Raw genomic sequence first — 20,399 nt, forward strand, 5'->3', positions numbered from 1 at the left:
TCCCCACCCCTCAGGACCCCGCCGGGACCGCCGGCGGGGAACGTGTTCGCGAGCACTCCTCAACGTCTTGTATTGTTTGCCGCGGAGGATTCGCCTAGTGGCCTAGGGCGCACGCTTGGAAAGCGTGTTGGGGGCAACCCCTCACGAGTTCGAATCTCGTATCCTCCGCCATTGCTCTCACCGGGCAATACGTCGAAGGGCCCCACCGCTTGCGGTGGGGCCCTTCGACGTTGTCCGTCTCAGTTTCCGTCTCAGTCGGCTTCTTCCCCGGTGCCGGATGGCATCCAGAGCGCGTCCCCGACTTGCTGAGCGACCTTGCGGAGTATGGCTCCCGTCACATGCATGTACCGGGCGCGCATCCTCGCCGCTCCCCCAGGCTCCCAACCCATGATCGAGTCGATCACCACGTCAGGGACGCCGAGGATCAGGAGCACGGTCGCCGCGGTGTGCCGAGCGTCATGCAAGCGCCCATCTCGTACGTCCGCGTCTCGGAGAAGCCGCTTCCAGACGTGGAAGTCGGTGTTCGGGCTCAGCGGCCCGCCGACCGGCGAGGCGAAGACGTAGCCCTTGCCCTCCCAGTCGACACCGGCCGCAATCCGCTCTCGTACCTGTGCCTCTTGGTGCTGGCAAAGAATCTTGATCAGCGGGGCAGGCAGCCCGATCGTGCGGCGCCCGGCACGCGACTGGTCGACTTGTGCTCGCGCCGCGTCTGCTCACGCTTGGGGCAGTACCCCGCCTTCCGACCACACGGGTCCGCGCCACAGCCATGCGCGTACTTCGGGCGCAGCCGGTTCTTACGGACACGGATGTAACCCGCGCCAAGGTCGACGTCTTCCCAGTGCAGCCCGAGCGCTGGCGCCGCAGCGGGCCCGCCCGGAGAGCGAGCGCGCCGCGCTCGCCCACTGGGACGGCCGGGGCGCGGCGCGAGTGCCGGCCCGCGGGGGCGTGCGTGGGGGGTGCTTCCATCCCGTCTGCCATCGACCCAGGCAGAGCCGACCCGAGCAGACGCGGCCCCTGGCGTCCAGGTCGTTCGTACAGTGGCGCGCTCCACCTGGACGCCAGGAACCACGCCCGCTCCACGGTGTGTGGGCCGACGGCAGACGGGATGGAAGCCGGGATGAGGTGGCGGAGGTATGGGTGTGTGCTGCAACTCGAACTTGCAGCACACACCGGCGAACGACTCAGTCGCGGCGCAGCTTGCTTGCGGGTTCGATGATCCGGACCAAGACGACTGTGTGATGGCGAGAGTGGCCGAGTCGGTGCATCCCAAACCGATTATGACGGGATCCCGCTGAGTTACTCCTTCAGACTGGCGTCATCGTCCTCAATTGGCGTGTCGGGAAACACCGCATGGTCGCCCCGTTACCGTGCGGGGGTCAACCACAAAGGGCTGCCCGGCGGCTGGCGGGTAAGGGCTTCCTCGGCCGCGTACCGGCGTAGCCCGATCGAGAGGATCTGGACCTTGAGCGATTTTTCCCGCCGCTACCTGCTCAGGGCGTCAGCGGCCGCCGGCGCTGGGGCGATCGTCGTCCCGGGCCTTATGGCCGCAGGCGCGCCGGACATTGCGGCCGCGAGCACCTCGGGCCTTCTGGCCGCGAGCGACCCGACTAAAGGGTCGTCGCCGGCGAAGCTGACCGGTCACATCGTCCGCCCCGGTGACGCCTCGTACACGGATGATCGCATCGACTACGACCAGCTGTTCTCTCACTACCCGCTGGTCATCGTCTTCGCCCAGAAGACCCAGGACGTGGTGAACGCCCTCACCTGGGCGCGGCAGCACAACGTCGCACTACGGGTACGCAGCGGCCGCCACGCCCTGGAGGGCTGGTCGAACATCGACAACGGCATCGTGATCGACGTCAGCCAGCTCAAGTCGGTCCACATCGACACCGACGCTCGTATCGCGAAGGTCGGCGCCGGCCTGACCCAGTTGGAAGCGGTGACGACGCTCGCCAAGCAGGACCTCGCGGTCACGACCGGAAGCGAGGGCAGCGTCGGCTTGGTCGGTGCGACGGTCGGCGGCGGCCTTGGCCCCCTCAACCGCTGGCTCGGCATGGCCTGCGACAGCCTGATCGGGACCGAGGTCGTCGTCCCGTCGGGTCGCGACTGCGCCAAGGTGATCCATGCCGACCTGAAGGACCACTCAGACCTGCTCTGGGCGCTCCGTGGGGCGGGAAACGGCAACTTCGGAATCGTCACGCAACTCACCTACAAGGTGCGCCCGCTCAAGCGCATCGCCTATGTGCAGGCGACCTGGGACGGCCTTACGGACCTGCATGGGATCTTCGATGCATGGCAGCGCACGGTACCGTTCGCCGACAACCGCCTCGGATCCGAAGTCGAGATCCACAAGTCCCAGATCCTGCTGTTCGCGTGGCTCGCGGAGGGCACGGCGGCAGAGGCCAGAAAGATGCTGGCCCCGATCCTGTCGATCGGCACGCCCAATGTGAAGGTGCAGGTCGGTAACTGGGGCCCCATCTTTGCCGGAGCCCAGGTCCCGCGCTCGCAGGAGCCCGCCAACGTGAAGTTCTTCTCACAGTTCGCCAAGAAGCTGTTCCCGAAGAAGGCGATCGACGTCATCGGCTACTACATGCGAAACGCTCCCACGGAGGACAGCAACTACTTCGTCGATGCCTTCGGCGGGGCGATCAAGAAGGAGCCCCGCGGCGGCACTGCGTTCGTGCACCGCGACGCGATCTTCTACGGCGAGATCGGCGCAGCCTGGGGGACTCCTTCAACGACACCAGGCGTCTGCGACCCGCTCACCTCGACGTGCCAGGCCTGGACCGCCGAATTCAGCCAGGCGATGCGCAGCTTCGTGGACGGCGCCTACGTCAACGTGCCGAACGTCGGCATGCAGGAGTGGGAGACCGCCTACTGGGGGAGACGCCACTTCGAGCGGCTGCGCGAGATCAAGGCGAAGTACGACCCCTACAACGTCTTCCAGTACGAGCAGAGCATCCCGCCCGCGTCACGCTGATCGACAGTGCGCCGTCGGGGGCCCGCCCCGGTCAGGCTCGGCCTTTCACGCAGAAGGGCCCGACGCAGTCGAAGGGGTGTCGTTAGCCTCGATCTTGCATGAGGGATCGTCAGCTTGCTGACGATCCCTGGATGCCGTTCGGGTTGCCGGGGTCTGGTGTCTCGCTCATGGGGAGCACCGTCTCAGTTTCCGTCTCATTCAGCGACGGTCAGGCCCGTTCGGGAGAGGTCGGAAGCGAGAGGCCGCCCGTCAATCGACCGCAGCCGAACGCAGGTGAACGAGGCCGGACAGAGTCCCGGACCGGACCAACAAACTTGGAAAGCGTGTTGGGGGCAACCCCTCACGAGTTCGAATCTCGTATCCTCCGCCATTGCTCTCACCGGGCAATACGTCGAAGGCCCCGACCGGGAAACCGGCCGGGGCCTTCTGCGTTCTCTGGTCGCAAGTGCCGCGGAGGCAGCCCCGTTAGGGTTGTCGCGCGACGGCTGTGCGGGGACGTGCCTGTGGGCCCGACGTCGTTTCGGACCTACAGGCACGGAACGACCTCGGCGGGGTTCAGCGGCACAAGGCGGTGTCCACCGCGCGTTCGAGACTCCTCCGGGCCGCCTCGCCGGTGAGCTGCGTGGTGACCGCGACGTTGGTGGCGCGGCCGTCGTCGGTGGCGCCGCCGCGGGTCTCGTACCCCGGAAAACTGCCGCCGTGGCCCCAGGCCAGGCCGCCGCACGGCAGCGGCCTGCTGACGAGTCCCAGACCGTAGCGGGCGCCCGGGCCGAAGGTCGCTTCGGCCGGGACGGTGGAGCGCATCTGGGCAAACTGGGCCGCGGGCAGGAGGCGGCCGGTCAGGAGCGCGGTGAAGAAGCGGTTGAGGTCGGAGTTGGTGGAGATCATCTGTCCTGCCGCCCAGCCCCAGGAAGGGTCCATCTCCGTGATGTCGCGCAGTGGCGTCTGTGCCGACTCCTGGTAGTAGCCGTGCGGGTGGGGCTCTCGGATGCTCGCGTCACCGGGAGCGGGGAAGTAGGTGTGGCGCAGCCCGATGCGCTTGATGATGCGCCGGTCGATCTCGTCGGCGAGAGGGCGGCCGGTGACCTTCTGGACGATCAGGCCGGCGAGCACGTAGTTGGTGTTGCTGTACTTCCAGCTCTTCCCGGGGGCGAATTCGGCCGGGTGGCGGAGAGCTGTGGCGAGCAGTTCACGGGGGTCGTAATACCGGACGTCGTCCCCGAGGCGGTTGCTGTAGTCGGGAAGTCCGCTGGTGTGCTGGAGGAGCCGGCGGACGGTGATGCGCCGTCCGTCGATGCCCTCTCCGCGGACGAGGCCGGGCAGGTAGGTGTCGACGGTGGCGTCCAGGTCCACTCTCCTCTCCGCAACGAGCTGGAGAACGACGACCGCGACGAAAGTCTTGGTGTTGCTGCCGATGCGCACCTGCCCGTCGACGGGTACCGGCGCGCCTGTGGCCAGGTCACCGACCCCTGCGGTGTAGGTCCGGTTGCGGCCGCCGGGGCCCTTGACGCTCGCCAGCGCGGCGGGCGTCCCACCGTCGCGCACCAGCGCGTTCAGGCTCTGCTGGACGACGTCCGGCCTGGCGGCTGAGGCGGCGGGCGGGACCAGGGCCCCCAGCGTCACGACACCGATGGTCACCGCGGCTGCGGCGGGCAGGATCTGTCGCCGCGTGCCGTGCTGCCGGCCCGTCGAGCGGAATACTCGCCGCTTCTGTCCACGCATGAGTAAACTCCTGAGTAATCGTTGGTTCGTCGTTCGGGTTGCGGGTTGCGGGTTGCGGGTTGCGGGTTGCGGGTTGCGGGTTGCGTGATTCAGCCGCACAGGGCCCTGTCCACGGCGTCGTTCACGTGCCGTGCGGCCGCCTCGTCCGTCGGGATGCTGGTGACCGCGACGTTGGCAGCGCGGCCGTCGTCGGTGACGCCGCCTCGGGTCTCGTACCCCGCGATGTCACCGCCGTGGCCCCAGTAGACGCCGCCGCACGACAGTGGCCTGCTCGTGAGTCCCAGCCCGTAGTGGAGGCCGGAGGTCCCGGCGGGGACGGTCGTGCGCATCTCGGCGAGCTGGGCCGCCGGGAGGAGGCGGCCGGCAAGGAGCGCGGTGAAGAAGCGGTTGAGGTCGGAGTTGGTGGAGATCAACTGGCCTGCGGCCCAGCCTGCGGAGGGGTCCATCTCCGTGAAGTCGCGCAGCGGTCCGTCCGCCGGGCTGCGGTGGTAGCCCCGAGGGTGCGGCTCTCGGACGGTCATCTCGCCGGGGGCGGGGAAGTACGTGTGGCGCAGACCGATGCGCTTGATGATGCGCCGGTCCATCTCCTCGGCGAGAGGGCGGCCGGTGACTTTCTGGACGATCAGGCCGGCCAGGACGTAGTTGGTGTTGCTGTACCCCCAGGTCTCCCCCGGAGCCGCGTCGGCCTGGTGCCTGAGCGCGAGGTCAAGCAGCTCGCGGGGCTCGAAATACCGGTTCCTGATCTCGTCGTCGTCGAGGTGGATGCCGTAATCGGGGAGTCCGCTGGTGTGCTGGAGGAGCTGGCGGACGGTGATGCGGCGCCCGTCGATACCCTCCCCGCGGACGAGGCCGGGCAGGTAGGTGTCCACGAAGGCTTCGAGGTCGATCTTTCCCTCGCCGACGAGCTGCAGCACCACAACCGCCGTGAACGCCTTGGTGTTACTGCCGATCCGCACCTGGCCGTCCCTGGGCACCTTCGAGCCGGTGGTCAGGTCGCCGACTCCCGCGGTGTAGGTGCGGGCGCGGCCGTTCCGGTCCTTGACGCTAGCCAGCGCGGCGGGCATCCCGTCATCGCGCACCAGCGTGTTCAGGGCCCGCTGCACGGCGTCCGGCCTGGCGGCAGCATCAGCCGAGGCGGCGGAATCGGAGGCGGCGGGCGGGGCGAGGGCGCCCAGGGTCATGACGCCGATGACCACCGCGGCAGCGGCCGACACGGCTCGTCGCCGCCGACCGCCCTGCCGGGTCGAGGAACGAAGGCTCTGCCCTGTCTGAGCACGCATAAGTCAACTCCTGGGAAATCGTTTCGTCGAGGCACGATCGTTGCTTCCAGGGCCCTCTGACCGCATCGCGGGAAAGCAGGAGAAGTCGCTCCCCCGATCGGGGGAGGCCGCATGGGGGCCGCCCGGCGATACTGACGATCATGAACAGGGGAATTCGGCTGCTGCTGCGCGGCTCCACGTACTCAGGTGTGCTGTTCGCCTATTGCGGCGCGTTGGCGAGCCTTCCGCTGCTGCCTTTCGCCCTGTTGCCGGCGCTGTCGTGGCGATCCGCCCCCGAGAGCGTGCAGATCGTCGTGGTGCTGCTGGTCTGGGCGGCGCTGGTCGGCGTAGTCGGACTGGCGCGTCCCGTACGGCGAGCCCTGGTCGTGTCCGCCCGCCGGCTGCTACGGGTGTCACTGCCGAACCCGGCGGCCGGTCGCCGGACCTCCGGTCCGCTCGGCCTCGACCGCTGGCGGACCCCGCTCTGGCTGGTGCTGCACGCGGCCGTCGGGTGGACGGGGGCACTGGCGAGCGGGGTGCTGTTCATCATGGGCCTCTCCCTGCCCATGAACTGGCTCGGCGGCGAGGTGCGGGCGAGCCTGTTCGGCACGTCGGTCCGGGTGTCGGGCGGGTGGAGCTGGGTGGCGGCTGCCGCGTGCATCCTGCTGGCGGCAGCCGTCTGCGTACTGGTCACGAAAACCCTGCGGTGGTCGGCGCCACGGTTGCTGGGGCCGTCGGCGGCCGAACGGCTCGCGCTGGCTGCCGAGCGGGAACTGCTGCTGGCCGAACGCAACCGGATCGCCCACGAGTTGCACGACTCGATCGGGCACACGCTGACGGCGACCACCATCCAGGCGGCGGTGGCCGGCGAGATGCTCTCCACCGACCCGGCTGCGGCGCGGGCCGCCATGCGCAGCATCGAGGACTCGACGAGGGCCGCGTTGGAGGACCTGGACTACGCGCTCGGAGTGCTGCGCGAGGAACAGTCAGGAACGGCACCGACCCGGACCCTGACCGACCTCCCCGAGCTACTGGAACGCCTGCGGCACACGGGGGCGTTGGTGGAACCGGAGCTGTCGGGTGACCTGGCGCGGGTACAGGGGACGCTCTCCCGGGCGGCCTACAGGATCCTCCAAGAGGGGCTGACGAACGCGCTGCGCCATGGGGCGGGCGGCCCCATCGAGGTCCGGGTGGCGGCCGGACCGGACGGACTGGACCTCGCGGTGGTCAACCGGACCGGAGCGCGGACGGGACCGAACCCGGGATCCTTCTCGACGTCCGGCCACGGCCTGCCCGGACTGGCCGAGCGCGTCCGGCTGCTGCACGGTGAGTTCGGGTCCGGCCCGGACGGGACGGGGCACTGGCGGCTGGTCGTCCGGCTGCCGGTACGGGCGTCGGCGTGAGTGGATCCGACGCCGACGGAGGCATGGCCCTCCCCGCAGAAGCCGGCCCCGCCGTCACCCTCCTGGTCGCGGACGACGACGAGGTGACCCGCAGCGGTCTGAGCATGCTGCTCGCCGCACAGCCGGGGATCTCGGTGCTCGGCGAGGCCGCCGACGGCCTCGAGGCGGTCGACCGTGCGCTGAGCCTGCGGCCGGACGTGGTCCTGATGGACGTGCGCATGCCACGTCGCAACGGGATCGACGCCACACGCCAACTGCTGGCCGAAGCGGCCGACCCGCCGAAGGTCGTGGTGATCACCACCTTCGAGAACGACGGCTACGTCACCGCCGCCCTCAGCGCGGGCGCCAGCGGCTTCGTCCTCAAACGACTCCCGGTCCGCCGGATCGCTGAGGCGGTCCGGGTGGTGGCGGCAGGCGAAGCGGTTCTCTTTCCGGCCGCACTGGGCCGCATGGTCGCCGCCCGCCCGCTGGGCTCCGCAGAGGCCCTGCCGCAAGCCGCCCTGACCGGCCGGGAGGAGGAGGTACTGCGTCTGATGGCCACCGGGCTCTCCAACCCGGAGATCGCGGAGTTCCTCACGGTGAGCCTGGAGACGATCAAGACCCACGTCGGGAACGTGCTGACCAAGCTCGGCGCGCAGAACCGGACCCATGCGGTGGTCATCGCCTACGAGTCCGGCCTGGTGGTCCCGGGCTTCGCCGGCTGACCGGCTTCCGCTCCTCTTCACGGTCGCCCGCACGGAGCTCCGGTCTCAGTCCTGGTCTCATTCAGCCCCGTCCGGAGCTGTTCGGACGAGGCCATCCCAAACCCTCCGCCGCAGGTCAGGACAAGTACGGCCCTCGCCGAACCCCCAAGCGAACATTTGGAAAGCGTGTTGGGGGCAACCCCTCACGAGTTCGAATCTCGTATCCTCCGCCATTGCTCTCACCGGGCAATACGTCGAAGGCCCCCGCAGCTTGCTGCGGGGGCCTTCGACGTTGGTGGTGCAGTTCTGGTTGCAGTTGCCGCCAAGCGGGCCGCCGCGACCTACCGACCGTTCAAGAGCTCACGGCACACGCCGCAGAACATGGCCGCGTCGCGCCCGTACCGGCGCATCAGCTGGTCACACCCGGCACATGGCCCCAGCTCCCACGGCGGACAGCCCAGCGCTGCAGAGGCGGCAGCCCGCTCGACGGGCAAGATCAGCACGGGGTTCCACGACCGCTGTGCCGGCATCCGGGGCAGGGTGAATCCGCCGGTCGGCTGCCCCAGGTCTCGGACGGGCCGCGCGTCGCTGACGAACCAGCCCTCCTCACCCGCCCGGCAGTTTCGGTCGATCTCCTGCTCGGCGAAGGTGATCTCGTCGTCCTCCTCCTGCCCCGGTGCCTCGGGGAGAGGGGTCTTCTCGCCGACCATCTGCCGCCTGCGCTCGCAGTCGGTCGCCGAGACCCACATGTGCCGTCCTGCCCGGCCACTTCCCCGATTGGGCACGTAGACGGGCACGCTCTCCCCTGTGGCGCTCGACAGCACGAGGTCTTCGAGGTGCACTGCCTTCTTCTCGGGCAGGCACAGGGCAGGCAGGAACCAGTCGGAGTGAACCTCACCACAGTGACCAGCGCCCTCGGTCAGCAAACAGTGGCGTTCGCTGCTGGCCACGCATTTCCAGACCTGGAGGTGGCGGTAGCCACCGCGGATCACCATCTCCTTCCCGCCGGCGATATCCCTCCAGGGCATGTCGTCCACGCGGGCCCAGGGCGCCCGGTCGATCAAGGAAGCTGTGCGGTCCTTCGCGACCCACAAAGGCGTGATGTCCTGCTGCACGGCGTTGACCGACCGGCGGTGCACACTGCTCGGGCTGAGGTGGTGGTACTGGATCTCCCACCCGATGCGTATACCTCCGGGGCCGGTGACGAGGGCGTCGGAGATGCTCCGGCGGTTTGCCGTCGGCACCTCGGCATCGGCCTCCAAGCCGTAGCGCGAAGCCGTCTCGACGATCCGCTCCTTCGTGGCCTTGTGCTGCTCGCTCTCCGCCGGTGTGGCCTTGTGCGTAACCGGCAGGTGCGAGGCGACGAGCGGCCGGCGGCCCCCGACGCGGCCTCGGCGGATGAACATCCACGGAGACTTTCCGCCCGACTCCGACAGGCAGTCGCGCCCGTCATGATGCGCCAGGCATTCGAGAAGCTGCGGGTCCCGGTCGGCAACCCTCGCGGTGATCTGCCGCAACAGATCAGGACGCCCCGGGTGACCGAGGTCAGGCAGGGACAGATTGATCTCTATGCCATATCCGGTGTGCCACACCCCATTTGCCATTTCTCCACCATAGAAACGACCACTGACATTCAACAGGGCGCCTCCCAAGGGGAGATGAGCGAACAGGTGCTGGTATCGGCGGCGCATCCGGGCGGACTTGCCCGGTTCCCAGCCCATGATTCCGTCCACGACCTCGTCAGAGACGCCGAGGATCAGCAGGTCGGTCGCTGCGGTGTGGCGGGCGTCGTTGAGGCGGCCGTCGCGGACTTCCGCCGCTTTAGTCCGTAGGTTGTGCACGCGCCCTGGAAGGCGTCATCGGTTCGTCCTCGCCGCATCAGGCCCACCTGATCCGACCGCGCAGCGCGAAGGCGCTGAGGTTCGAGGTCGACGGCCGGGCCGGGTTCTCTGCGTTCGTACAACACCCCCGGCGCCCGCCCCAACAAACTTCCTCGCCCGTGCGCTGCACCTGGAACGATGACTCACGTCACTGAGACGTGCTGTCGCCATCCAGGACAGCTCTGGCAGCGGCGAGGAACTCCACTTGGGCCTCCAGAAGCTGCGCATCGGTCTCCTGCCGCTCGTCGTGGCTCAGGTCCGGGTGCCTCAGGCCGCCGTGGAGGAAAGCCATTCCCTGCTTGCGAAGAGACCTCTGCACTGAGTTCACGCACGTCAATGAACCGCTGGCAGCGATGAACGAGAAACTCTGCCTTGACGGCTGGCTGTTCCGGCCCCTCCAGAGCGACGACAAGAGCGGCCTCCTCTGCAGCACTCCGCGCTTCGGCAAGAGCGGTGCGCTGCGCCGTGAACACCCCGCGAGACACGCGCTCTTCGGCGGAGCCCTCAGTCTGAGGTTCCCCCGGCGTGCGGGAGGTGCTGATCAGCTGGTCAGTACAGGTTGACGGGGCTTCAGGTTCGTTCGTTCGGTCGTCGCCTGGTTGGCGAGCCGACGCCGAGGAAGAGTACGGAAGGGAGTGCGAGGAGGCAGGGGATCAGCAGGAGCCAGCGGCGCCGGGTGGTGGTGCGGGCCGCTTTGAGGTGGGCCCGTATGTCGACCGTCCGCCAAGCATCCTCGTGGTCGGAGGCATCGATATGGGCGGCGACTGTGGCGACCACTCGCCGCAAGGGCTCCGTGTCCTCAGGTGGGGCGAGGGCTGCGGCGTACATGAGGGAGCGGCGCAGGCGTACGAAACGCAGCGAGATCAGAGTGCTGAAGGGCGGCCGCCAGGACGCGTGCCGGATCAGCGCCGCCACGCTGTCGCCTTCGGGGCGCTCGGTGGCGAGCAGAATGCCGGGCACGGTGCGCTTGGCGCGATGAAGGTGACGGAGATCCACCACCATGGCAAGGGCCAGACAGACGAGGGGCATCACCCACGCCTTGCCGTCCAGGTTCTCCAGCCACCGCTCGGCCGGTCCACCCGGTTTCGTGGCCGCGTAGTTGTTGAGGGTGTGGTGCGTGATCGCGACGGCGACCGGCAGCAGGGACAGCGGTCGCCACCAGCCCCGGGTGCGCCACAGCAGCCCAGCACCCAGACCGGCCATGGCAGTCCACACCAGGTGACTGAACGTCATGGCCGCACCGGCCTGCCCGAGATCGAGCGATCCGGAGGGCGCGGGCAGCCAGGCGGTGAACACCTTGGCGGGGCCTGGCACGAAGGGGGGAGAGAGACTGTCGGGGATGACCCAGCCGCCGTCCCGGGGGATCGAGCGGTGTGCGTCCAGGCTGAAGCGCAGGAGGGATTCCAGCAGCCCGAAGCCGGCGCCGAGCGCGGCCCCGAGGATGACGAAGTCGGTGATCCCCCACTGCCGGCGCACCTTGACGTGCAGCCCTGCCAGCAACAAGGGGGTTGTCTTGATCAGTTCCTCAACCCAGGGAGCCACCGTGTAACTGGTGCTCCGCACCACCTCGGCCAGGGCCCGGCCGCCCTGGTCGGCGATCGTCCGCGTACGCCAGCTCCAGCAGCGCGGCGGCCACCCCGCACCCGTACATCCCGACTGCGCATCCTGTCAGCACCGTCGACAGGCGGACCGATCTGGTCGGCGACGACAGCACAAACAGCTGCAAGACGCCCCAGACGGCCGCCGCCGCCATCATCAACGCCACACCTCACCCCCGACACCCGAAACGCCACTACATTTGCCTAAGCAAAGTTGATGCCAGGTGTTTGACTCTGCCCAGCCAAGGGGCCTGCTCACTATTGGATCGAATGCGTAGCTCCGCGAGGGTGTATCAGCAAAGTCGGGGGTGCCATTGGTCTTGATCTTTATCCTCGCGCCGTAATCGCCCTGGCATTCCTTCTTGACCTCGGCGGCAAAGACACCAGCAAGGCCTCCCCGGCTCCCCACAGGAGTCGTCAGCGCCCACGGCGCCACCGAGTCCTTCAGGAGTCGCACCGCCCACTGCAGCGCACCAGCAGTCCAGCAGCAGCTCCGCTCCAACCGTGCCTCCTAGCTACGGAGCTGGAGTGCCCGTATGGACGAAACGCCACGAAGAGCCAGGTGATTCGCGTCGCAGCGGGCAGGTCACGGTTCGCCGCACGGGCGTCGGACCGCCGCTCCGGGCCTGGATCCCTCGATCAGCGGACCGGCCCCATGGCTCCCGTCCGGCTCCTGTTTGGTCCCTGTTCGGCTGCTGTCAGATTCCTGTCAGGTTCCCGAGGTGGGACAACCGGTGACGCCACGTCATCCTCTCCCCGGTGCGGGGGGTGCTCCTGGGATTCCGGGGGCGCTGAAGCACAACCAACGACGAGGAGAAACCATCGTGAGACAGGTCTCACGCGCGCTGACGGCTGCCTTGGCGGCCGTGGCGCTGGCGGCGGGTGTGCCAGGGCCGGCGCACGCGCAACCGGCCGCCGAGCCCATACCCGGCGCGCCGCCGGGCGCCTTCGGGGAGCGGCTGCCGGAGGGGTGGCGTGTCGAGGGTGGGGAGCTGGTCTGGAGCTCGCCCGAGCCCGTGGGCATGGGCGGCGCCCTGGTCGAGTTCCGCTCGGGGGAGCACACCCTCGGCGTCGCGGAGCCCTCCCCCGACCAACGCACCTTCCGGCTCCGCCTCGACGGGGCGAAGATCGGCCGGGCGAGCGAACTCCAGGTGGTCGCCGGTTCGCGGCGGCTGGACGCCGCAGGGGCGGACCAGGCACCCGGTCAGCGACGCTCGACGGCCGCGGCGGTGCCCCAGGAGCCGTTCCCCGCCAACCCGGTCGACCCCGGTGTCGCCGGTAAGTACCGCACCACCAGCGGTGAGTACGTCCTGAAGTCGGTGAGGCTGCCGGGCTACGCCGAGCCCGTGGAGATGCGTGCCACGGTCGTCGGCCCGACGGACGCGCCGGGGAAGCGACCGCTGGCGCTCTTCCTCCACGGCCGCAGCGCCACCTGCTACGAGCCCGGCAAGAACAGCGCGGGCATGCAGTGGCCGTGCAAGCCGGGCCACAAGGCGGTCCCGAGCTACCGCGGCTTTCTGCACGACCAGAAGCGCCTGGCGTCCCAGGGCTATGTGACGGTTTCCATCTCCGCGAACGGTGTCAACGCGCAGGACGGCCGCGCGGCCGACTTCGGGGCGCAGGCCCGTTCGTCCCTGGTGCGCCGGCACCTCGCCCGCTGGGCGGCGTGGGGCGCGAACCCCGCGAAGGCCCCCGAGGCGGTGCGCGCGACGGAGCCCGCGGACCTGTCGAAAGTGCTCCTGGTCGGCCACTCCCGGGGCGGCGAGGGCGTCAACCGGGCGGCCCTCGACAGCGTCTCCCCGCCGCCGCCCGCCGAGGACGGCTACCGGGGCCCGGTGGGCTGGCGGATCCGCGGCACCGTGCTGATCGGCCCCACCATCTTCGGCCAGAACCCCACACCCGACGTGCCCTCCATGACCATCCTGCCGGGCTGTGACGGCGATGTGAGCGACCTCCAGGGCCAGATCTACCTCGACGGCACCCGGGGCATCGGCCGGGGCACGGCGCTGCACAGCGCGGTGTACATGGTCGGCGCCAACCACAACTTCTTCAACACGGAGTGGACGCCCGGCCAGGCCGAGGCCCCGGCCGCCGACGACTTCTGGGACGACAAGAACAACCCGGACCCGGTCTGCTCGGCACAGGCCGAGACCCGCCTGAGCGCCAAGCAGCAGCAGACGGCGGGCACCACCTATATCGCCGCCGCCGCGCGGCTCTTCCTCGCGGGCGACGACCGGGTCCGCCCGCTGCTCGACGGTTCCGACCGGCGCGCGCCCTCGGCCGGCTCCGCCCGGGTCCTGACCCACGCCGTCGGCGGCCACCGCACCCCGGCGATCCGGCCCGACGCCCCGCTCTCGGTGACGAACGGGCGCGTGTGCCGGCAGATCACCACGAGCACCACCCGGGCCTGCAGGCCGGACTCCAACCCCGGCAGGTCGCCGCACTTCGCGTCCTGGGCGGACACCACCAGCGAGCCGGGCCGCAACGCGGTCACGGCCCGCTGGACCAAACCGGGCACCCCGGTCCGGCTGACGCCGGAGCGCGCCTTCTCGCTGGCGGGCTCCGACGCGCTCGCCCTGCGGGTGATCGTGCCGCCGAACACCCGGGGCACCCGGCTCGACATCGCCCTCACCGACACCTCCGGCAAGCGGGTGAGGCTCGGTCAGGTCACCGTCGACGGCCTTCCCGGCTCCGCATCGACGGCCGCACACTGGGCGCGTGAGGTCCGCGTCCCGCTGAAGGCCGCCGTCAGCGCCGGTGCCGACCTGAAACGGACGCAGTCGCTGGAGCTCACCCCGCGCAGCAGCTCCGGCGAGTTCTGGCTGATGGACGCCTGGGGCTGGCGCCCCGGCACCCCGGCGGTACGCCCTGTCGCGCTCCCGCGTGTCGACATCGGCAGACTGACGGTCAAGGAGGGCGACTCCGGCACCCGCACCTACCGCGTGCCCGTCCAAGTCACCGGCAAGGGCACCGGCGTGGTCAAGCTCGCCGTCCGCGACCCGGAGACCTACACGTCCACCGTCCGTACCGTGACGGTGAAGGCCGGTGGCTCCGTGGGCGTGTCGATCACGGTCAAGGGCAACTCTCGCTACAACTACGACCTCCGCCACGAGGTCGCGGCCAAGGCCGTGCGCGGCACGGCGGTCGGCGGCGCCTTCGGGGGCGTGCTCGTCGAGAACGACGACCCCATGCCCACGGTCAGCGTGACCCCGGTCGCCGACTCGGTCACCGAGGGCCAGAAGCTCACCTGGAAGGTAGAACTCTCCCAGCCCGCCGACACCACCATCGAGACGCGGTTCGACCTCATGCCGGTGAGCGAGGGCACGGAGCTGTCCACGAAGGACGTCGACGAGGAATGGCTCTCCGGGCTCGGCGAGTCCGCCGACCCGGAGCGGCCCCTGTCCACGGACAGCCCCTCCCTCTGGGCGTCCGTCCCCAAGGGCGAGACGAGCACCGAAGTGTCCGTGCCCACGGTCACCGACGCGCTGACCGAGCCGGAGGAGTCCCTGCGGATGCAGGTGTACATCCTCAAGGAGAACGAGTGGCTGGACGGCCCCCTCCTCACGGGGAAGGTCACGGACGCGCGCCAGGGCTGACGCCCGGGGTCCACGTCCCGCGCTGACGGTGCCTGAGCGCACCACCTGGACGGATGGCACCGGCCCCCGCCACGGGGCCGGTGCCATCGGCGTGCGAGAGCCGCGCGGGGGCCCGATCGAGTCTCTGCGGAACCCGAAACGGTTCACCTCACGCCGGACAGGGCCCAGGCGAGAAAGCGTGTTGGGGGCAACCCCTCACGAGTTCGAATCTCGTACCCTCCGCCATTGCTCTCACCGGGCAATACATCGCGCGGCTGGAAGCCCGTCTCGGCACCCGGGCAGCCCTGTTGGAGGTGCGGGCGGAGCGGGGTCACGGGGCGTTCCAGAGATCCCTCAGCTCCGCCCAGGTGGGCGGGCCGACCGGCTGGATGCCCGTGTTCGCGGGGTTCCGAAGACCGCTCAGGACGAGGTCCAGGTAGCGCAGGTGCAGTTCGACCGCGCGCTCGGTGGTCGTGGGCAGACGGGCGTTGAGGTGGGCGAGCAGCAGCAGGAGGTCGGCCGAGCTGAAGTCCGGGCGCAGTGCGCCGGACCGGTGGGCGGCGTCGACCAGGACGTCGAGTGCCGCCCGGAGGCAGCCGTCCGCGGCGTCCACTTCGTCGGTGGCGGGCAGGCGGCCCCCTATGAGAGGGAGGAGGGAGCCGGTGCCGGTGGCGGACAGCGTTGCTCGCAGGAAGGCGACGAGTGCGGCCCAGGGGTCGGGGTGGTCGGCCATGGCGGTGCGGGCCAGGGAGGCCAGCTCGTTCATGCCCTCCACACGCAGCGCCTGAGCCAGGTCCTCCTTGGCGGGGTAGCGCCGGTAGAGACTGCCCATGCCTACGCCGGCACGGCGGGCGACCTCCGATACGGGGGCGTCCCAGCCGTGTTCGGCGAAGACTTCACGTGCCGCACGCAGGATCCGCTCGTCGTTGCGGTCGGCTTCCTTCTGGCGTCCGCGGGGCGGTCCGGTGCGGTCGGCGCGCATGCTCGTGCTCCTTCGGTGCGGCAGTCAACGCGGTCCTGGCACGTGGGCGGGCTGACTGGGTCAGTGCGGGTTGCTGAGGACCGGAGCCGGTGCTGCCAGTGCTGCCACGGTGGGCTCGGGCGTGGGCTCCTCGTGGTGCGGGCGGATGCGCAGGGCTCCGACGAGCAGGATACCGAGGGCGCCGAGCGCGGCGGCGACCCAGAAACCCACCGTGAATGCCTTCTCGGCGGGCACGGGCGTGCCGTCCACGGTGAAGGTCTGCAGGAAGCCGACGGAGAGCTGGCTGCCCACGGCGCTGCCGACCGTCCGGATGACGGTGTTCAGCCCGTTGCCCGCGGCGATCTCGCGGCGCGGCACGAGGGCCGCGACCAGATCGGCGAGCGCCGCGTACCCGTAGCCCGCACCGAGGCCGATCAGGCAGAACCACAGCGCGAGCTGTGTCGGGGAGCCGTGGAAGAACGCGGTGAGCACGGCTCCGGCCGTCATCAGCGTCATGCATGCGGCCAGGGGTGCCCGGGCGCCGAGCCGCCCACGCAGCCAGTGCGCGGTCCGGCCGGCCAGGACGACGCAGACCGAACTCGGCAGCACCAGCAGTGCGGCCTGGACGATGGTCAGGCCGCCTCCGTAGGAGGCCGCCGGGCGGAGCGCGGGCGGCAGACCGTTGGGCAGCTGCAGCAGCTGCGGGACCAGGACGTAGAAGAAGAACGGCACGACACCGATCAGCAGCGCCGCGAGGTTGGTGACGAGCATCGGCAGATGGGTGATGTGCCGGAGGTCGAGGATCGGGTCGGACCGGCGGGCCGACACCACACCGAGTACGGCGAAGAGCGCCACGGCGGCCGCGAAGAGCGACAGCACTCCGGCGGAGAGCCAGCCCCACTTCGTGCCTTCGGTGATCGCCAGGAGCAGGGCGACGAGCCCGCCGGCCAGGAGGACGGCCCCGGGCACGTCGACGCGCTTGCTGTGGCGCTCGGGGCTTTCCGGCACCCAGGCGATGACCATGAGGGTCGCCAGGGCGATGAACACCGCTTCGACGCCGAACATCCAGCGCCACGAGGTGTGCTGGATGATCAGGGCGCCCAGGACCAGCCCGATGCCCGCGCCGCCGCCGAGCATGGCGGCGGTGGTGCCGAAACTGGAGGCGATCCGTTCCCGGGGCATCGCTTCGCGGACGATGGCGAGGGCCAGCGGGAGCGAGGCCATGGAGGCGCCTTGCACCGCGCGCATCGCGATGAGGAAGCCGATGTTCGGGGCGGCGGCGCCCCCGAGGGTGCTCGCGAGGAATATGAGCAGGACGATCACGAGGAGCCGTCGGTGGCCGTACTTGTCGCCGAGCAGGCTCAGTACGGGGGTGAGGACGGCCCCGCCGAGCAGGAATGCGGTGATCAGCCATCCGGCCGTGGCGGTGTCGGTGTGCAGGCGTTGCGCGAGCACGGACATCGCGGGAATGACCAGGGTCTGCATCAGCGAGAAGCAGCCCACCGCGGCAAGCAGTGCCGCCAGCACCAAGTTCGGCCGCGATGCCCTCGCGCCGCGGTGCTGGGTTCTGTTGTCGTCCACTGACGACTCCTTCTGAGGTTGAGGGGGCGGCAGCACGCCGCGTGGGAGCGGGGCGGTCCGCCCGGCATGGGTCCGGCCGCCGTCCCGGGCGCCGTTGTGATGGCGGCCGGGCAGGGGACCCGGAGGCGTCACGACCGCGCGTGAACCGCGTGCGCCGCACTCTCACGCCACGACTGTCATGCCGCCCGGCCGGTGGACTGGAATCTATCGGAGCGGAGCGCTCCGTTCAAATTCGCCTGATCAGCCGGACACCGAGGAGATCGTCGACGCTTACGCGAAGAACCCGGCGTACAGCGATCGGCCTACAGCGATGTCCGCCGGTTCGCCCGTGCCGTCGCCGCCGGCACCGTCGAGTACGTCGCCGCCTGGGGCAACCGGACCGCACGTACTTTCAGCCGGCTCGTGCTCGACCCGCCCTGCCTCTACGCCCGGTGCCACCTGGGCGACGACGAAAGGGACTTCGCCGCCTCCGGCCTTCACGGCGTCCTGCCCTGGTAGCCGGGATCTCGTCGCGGCTCGATGTCCGGCCGGCCACCGCGGCGGGGCCCCCGCGACCGAGCGCCGGACCGGACCGCCACTACGATCGCCGACCATGGACTGGGTCGAGCGCACCGCGCAGTTGCGGCAGTGGACGAGGAGCGGAGCGCGGGCTCCGCACAAGCCGTTGCTGTTCCTGTACGCGCTCAGCCGGTTCCAGCAGGACGCCGACGAGGAGCTGCGGTACAGCGCGGTGGAGGAGGACCTGGGGCGACTGCTCGCCGAGTACGGTCCCGGGAACCGGACGACCCCCGCCTATCCCTTCCATCATCTGGTGAGTGACGGCGTGTGGGAGGTGCGTACCGAGCGCGGGCCCGGCAGCCCCGGGACCGGGGTCAGGGAACTGCGCGCGACCGGCGCCGCCGGCCGCCTGACGCCGGAGCTGCGGGCGGCGCTGCGGCGGGAGCCGTCCCTGTTCGGCCGGATGGCACGGGTGCTGCTCGATCTGAACTTCCCGCCCTCGCTCCACGGCGAGCTGTGCGAAGCCGTCGGCCTGGAGCTGGAGGAGGCCGAGACCGGAGTGCTCCCGGCCGCGCGCAGGCGGCGGGACCGGCGGATGCGGGAGATGGTCCTGACGGCGTACGAGTACCAGTGCGCCTTCTGCGGGTACGACGGCAGGATCGGCGCGGTGCCGGTCGGGCTTGAGGCCGCCCATGTGCGCTGGTGGGCGTTCGACGGACCGGACGACGTCGAGAACGGGCTGTGCCTGTGCTCACTGCACCACAAGCTGTTCGACAAAGGCGTACTCGGTCTCGGCGAGGGCCACCGCGAAGGCGAGGGCCACCACGGGGGCGAGGGTCACCGCATCCTGGTCTCGCAGAGCTTCGTCGGCCGCAGCACGGCCGCCCGCGAGCACGTCATCACGCTCGCCGGCCGTCCGGTCATCGGCCCCCAGCCGGGCATCCGTCCCATCGCCGCCGCCCACCGTTCCTGGCACACCGGCCAGGTCTTCCACGGCAGCCCCCGTCCCGCGACGTAGCGCCCGGCCGAGACCCCCGGATACACCCGCCCCATACGGCCCGAGCCGGGCCTGCCGCCCAACGCGACCGAACCGATCCACTGCGGTGAACGCCGTTTCAGGCCCAGCGGGCGACGGCGATCGGCACCGCTGCGACATCGGCGGTCGGGCAGCGCTCCGGCGTCAGCGGTCGCCCACGAGCGCGAAGGCGAACGCCAGCCGCCGGTCGACCCAGTCCGCTTTCACGGTGACCTGCGCACTGCCCTCCGAGACCATCACCACCTCGCCGTCCACGGTCCATTCGAGCGTCCGCGGCCTGGACGGCTGATCGCCGCCCTCCGCACCGAAGTCCGCGAGCGCCCCCACCAGCCCGATGGCCGCCTTGACGGCGACACGTCCGACGGCATCCTTCGCGGAGTCGCCGGCCGCCCACTCGTTGCGGCCGACGATCTCGGGGTGTCCGGGCTGGTCGATGCGCCAGGTGTGCCGGAAGGGCCGCCGCGGCGGTATCCGGCGCAGCGTCCCCAGGACCCCGCCCTGCCCGTCGCGCACCACATGGTGCCGCTCCCCGTCCACTTCCCGGGCCTCGTCGACGTAGCAGAGCAACTGCCGCGCCTCCGGGTCCTCGTACAGGGTGAGGCCGGTGGCCGACGGTCCGTCGCCGGCGCGCGAGGCGGGGGCGAGGTAGGCGCAGGGGGCGTTGACCCGGAAGTCCTTGCCGCCCTTGGGGACGCGTACCGCACGCGGTCCGCGAACACCCTTCTTGCGCTTGACGGTTACCGGCTTCTCCTCGCTGCTGACCACGAAGGTGCGGACGTCCGCCCATGCCACCGGCTCCACCGGCGGCTCCTCGGTCTTCCTGCTCCTGCCGAACGCCACCGCTGCTCCCCCTGGTCACTCGCTCATTCCTCAGCACCCGAGCCTACGACCCCGCGCGTTCCCTTCGGGTCGGTCCGTGATGCGCTCAGCCACGCTGTACGACGTTCTCGTGCGCCTCGCCCCCGAGCCGATGGCCGAACTGGGCCGGGCCGTCGCCGTCGCGACGGTGCACGGGCCGCGGGCCGCGGGCCGGGCTCACCGAAGCCGACGCGCTCGCTGACCGGCCGGCGGGCAACCACCGGCTGGAAGCGGTCCGCGCCCACCTGCTGGAACGGGCCGGTGACACGGACGGGGCCCGCGCCGCCTGCCACTCGGCGGCCGCCGCCACCCTGAGCATGCCCGAGGCCCGCTGTCCGCGCGGGCGCGCGGACCGGCTTCGGCGG

General features: G+C 70.3%; 12 protein-coding genes, 1 tRNA gene and 4 pseudogenes. 8 read left to right on the forward strand and 9 right to left on the reverse strand.

Annotated elements, in window-relative coordinates; translation table 11 throughout:
* The first annotated feature begins 83 nt into the window (after positions 1 to 83).
* Positions 84 to 171, forward strand: a tRNA-Ser gene (locus tag J1C73_RS23490).
* 80 nt (positions 172 to 251) lie between these two features.
* Here J1C73_RS23490 and J1C73_RS23495 read toward each other — a convergent pair.
* Positions 252 to 850, reverse strand: a pseudogene (locus tag J1C73_RS23495) (tyrosine-type recombinase/integrase); the annotation flags it as partial.
* Here J1C73_RS23495 and J1C73_RS36105 point away from each other — a divergent pair.
* Together J1C73_RS36105 and J1C73_RS23500 are read left to right on the forward strand one after the other, a co-directional pair.
* Positions 841 to 930 (forward strand): annotated as a pseudogene (locus J1C73_RS36105) (aminoglycoside phosphotransferase family protein); the annotation flags it as partial. The pseudogenes J1C73_RS23495 and J1C73_RS36105 overlap by 10 nt on opposite strands.
* A gap of 403 nt (positions 931 to 1,333) precedes the next feature.
* Entirely contained in the window at positions 1,334 to 2,980 is a 1,647-nt protein-coding gene (locus tag J1C73_RS23500; protein WP_307797781.1) for an FAD-binding oxidoreductase, read from the forward strand.
* A 555-nt stretch (positions 2,981 to 3,535) separates the two neighbouring features.
* Here the strand turns inward: J1C73_RS23500 and J1C73_RS23505 are convergent.
* Positions 3,536 to 4,702 (reverse strand): serine hydrolase domain-containing protein, encoded by a 1,167-nt coding sequence (locus J1C73_RS23505; protein WP_207318165.1) that lies wholly within the window; start codon positions 4,700 to 4,702, stop codon positions 3,536 to 3,538.
* Between the two features lie 89 nt (positions 4,703 to 4,791).
* Positions 4,792 to 5,982: a serine hydrolase domain-containing protein gene (locus J1C73_RS23510; protein WP_242644598.1), complete on the reverse strand. Its 1,191-nt coding sequence runs from the start codon at positions 5,980 to 5,982 to the stop codon at positions 4,792 to 4,794.
* A gap of 140 nt (positions 5,983 to 6,122) precedes the next feature.
* On the opposite strand from J1C73_RS23510, the gene J1C73_RS23515 reads away from it, so the two are divergent.
* Both J1C73_RS23515 and J1C73_RS23520 read left to right on the forward strand, forming a co-directional pair.
* Complete coding sequence (locus tag J1C73_RS23515) at positions 6,123 to 7,364, forward strand: sensor histidine kinase (RefSeq protein WP_207318166.1); 1,242 nt, start codon at positions 6,123 to 6,125, stop codon at positions 7,362 to 7,364.
* A 23-nt stretch (positions 7,365 to 7,387) separates the two neighbouring features.
* Positions 7,388 to 8,068 carry a response regulator transcription factor gene (locus J1C73_RS23520; RefSeq protein WP_207318175.1) on the forward strand — a complete coding sequence of 227 codons (681 nt, stop codon included), beginning with the start codon at positions 7,388 to 7,390 and terminating at the stop codon, positions 8,066 to 8,068.
* 320 nt (positions 8,069 to 8,388) lie between these two features.
* Here the strand turns inward: J1C73_RS23520 and J1C73_RS23525 are convergent, their stop codons facing one another.
* From J1C73_RS23525 to J1C73_RS23530, 3 genes and pseudogenes are all read right to left on the reverse strand, one after another.
* The gene (locus J1C73_RS23525) at positions 8,389 to 9,738 is read right to left on the reverse strand and encodes a competence protein CoiA family protein (RefSeq protein WP_307797783.1); all 1,350 of its coding nucleotides are present in this window, start codon (positions 9,736 to 9,738) and stop codon (positions 8,389 to 8,391) included.
* Positions 9,715 to 9,870, reverse strand: a pseudogene (locus tag J1C73_RS35810) (site-specific integrase); the annotation flags it as partial. The pseudogene J1C73_RS35810 and the gene J1C73_RS23525, both read right to left, overlap by 24 nt.
* 627 nt (positions 9,871 to 10,497) lie before the next feature.
* The gene (locus tag J1C73_RS23530; RefSeq protein ID WP_307797782.1) at positions 10,498 to 11,469 is read right to left on the reverse strand and encodes a PrsW family intramembrane metalloprotease; all 972 of its coding nucleotides are present in this window, start codon (positions 11,467 to 11,469) and stop codon (positions 10,498 to 10,500) included.
* Positions 11,470 to 12,349: 880 nt separating this feature from the next.
* On the opposite strand from J1C73_RS23530, the gene J1C73_RS23535 reads away from it, so the two are divergent.
* The gene (locus J1C73_RS23535) at positions 12,350 to 15,121 is read left to right on the forward strand and encodes a hypothetical protein (protein WP_207318167.1); all 2,772 of its coding nucleotides are present in this window, start codon (positions 12,350 to 12,352) and stop codon (positions 15,119 to 15,121) included.
* A gap of 310 nt (positions 15,122 to 15,431) precedes the next feature.
* Here J1C73_RS23535 and J1C73_RS23540 read toward each other — a convergent pair whose 3' ends face one another.
* Positions 15,432 to 16,082, reverse strand: a complete 651-nt coding sequence (locus J1C73_RS23540) for a TetR/AcrR family transcriptional regulator (protein ID WP_207318168.1) — start codon at positions 16,080 to 16,082, stop codon at positions 15,432 to 15,434.
* 60 nt (positions 16,083 to 16,142) lie between these two features.
* Positions 16,143 to 17,642 (reverse strand): MFS transporter, encoded by a 1,500-nt coding sequence (locus tag J1C73_RS23545; RefSeq protein ID WP_207318169.1) that lies wholly within the window; start codon positions 17,640 to 17,642, stop codon positions 16,143 to 16,145.
* A 592-nt stretch (positions 17,643 to 18,234) separates the two neighbouring features.
* Here J1C73_RS23545 and J1C73_RS23550 point away from each other — a divergent pair.
* Positions 18,235 to 19,158, forward strand: a complete 924-nt coding sequence (locus tag J1C73_RS23550; protein WP_207318170.1) for a phosphorothioated DNA-binding restriction endonuclease — start codon at positions 18,235 to 18,237, stop codon at positions 19,156 to 19,158.
* 162 nt (positions 19,159 to 19,320) lie between these two features.
* On the opposite strand, the gene J1C73_RS23555 is transcribed toward J1C73_RS23550, so the two are convergent.
* Entirely contained in the window at positions 19,321 to 20,016 is a 696-nt protein-coding gene (locus tag J1C73_RS23555; protein ID WP_207318171.1) for a hypothetical protein, read from the reverse strand.
* Positions 20,017 to 20,110: 94 nt separating this feature from the next.
* On the opposite strand from J1C73_RS23555, the pseudogene J1C73_RS35150 reads away from it, so the two are divergent.
* A pseudogene (locus tag J1C73_RS35150) lies at positions 20,111 to 20,399 on the forward strand (RNA polymerase sigma factor); the annotation flags it as partial.

The sequence above is a fragment of the Streptomyces laculatispora genome, from assembly GCF_017353455.1.
GTDB classification, from domain to species: domain Bacteria; phylum Actinomycetota; class Actinomycetes; order Streptomycetales; family Streptomycetaceae; genus Streptomyces; species Streptomyces laculatispora.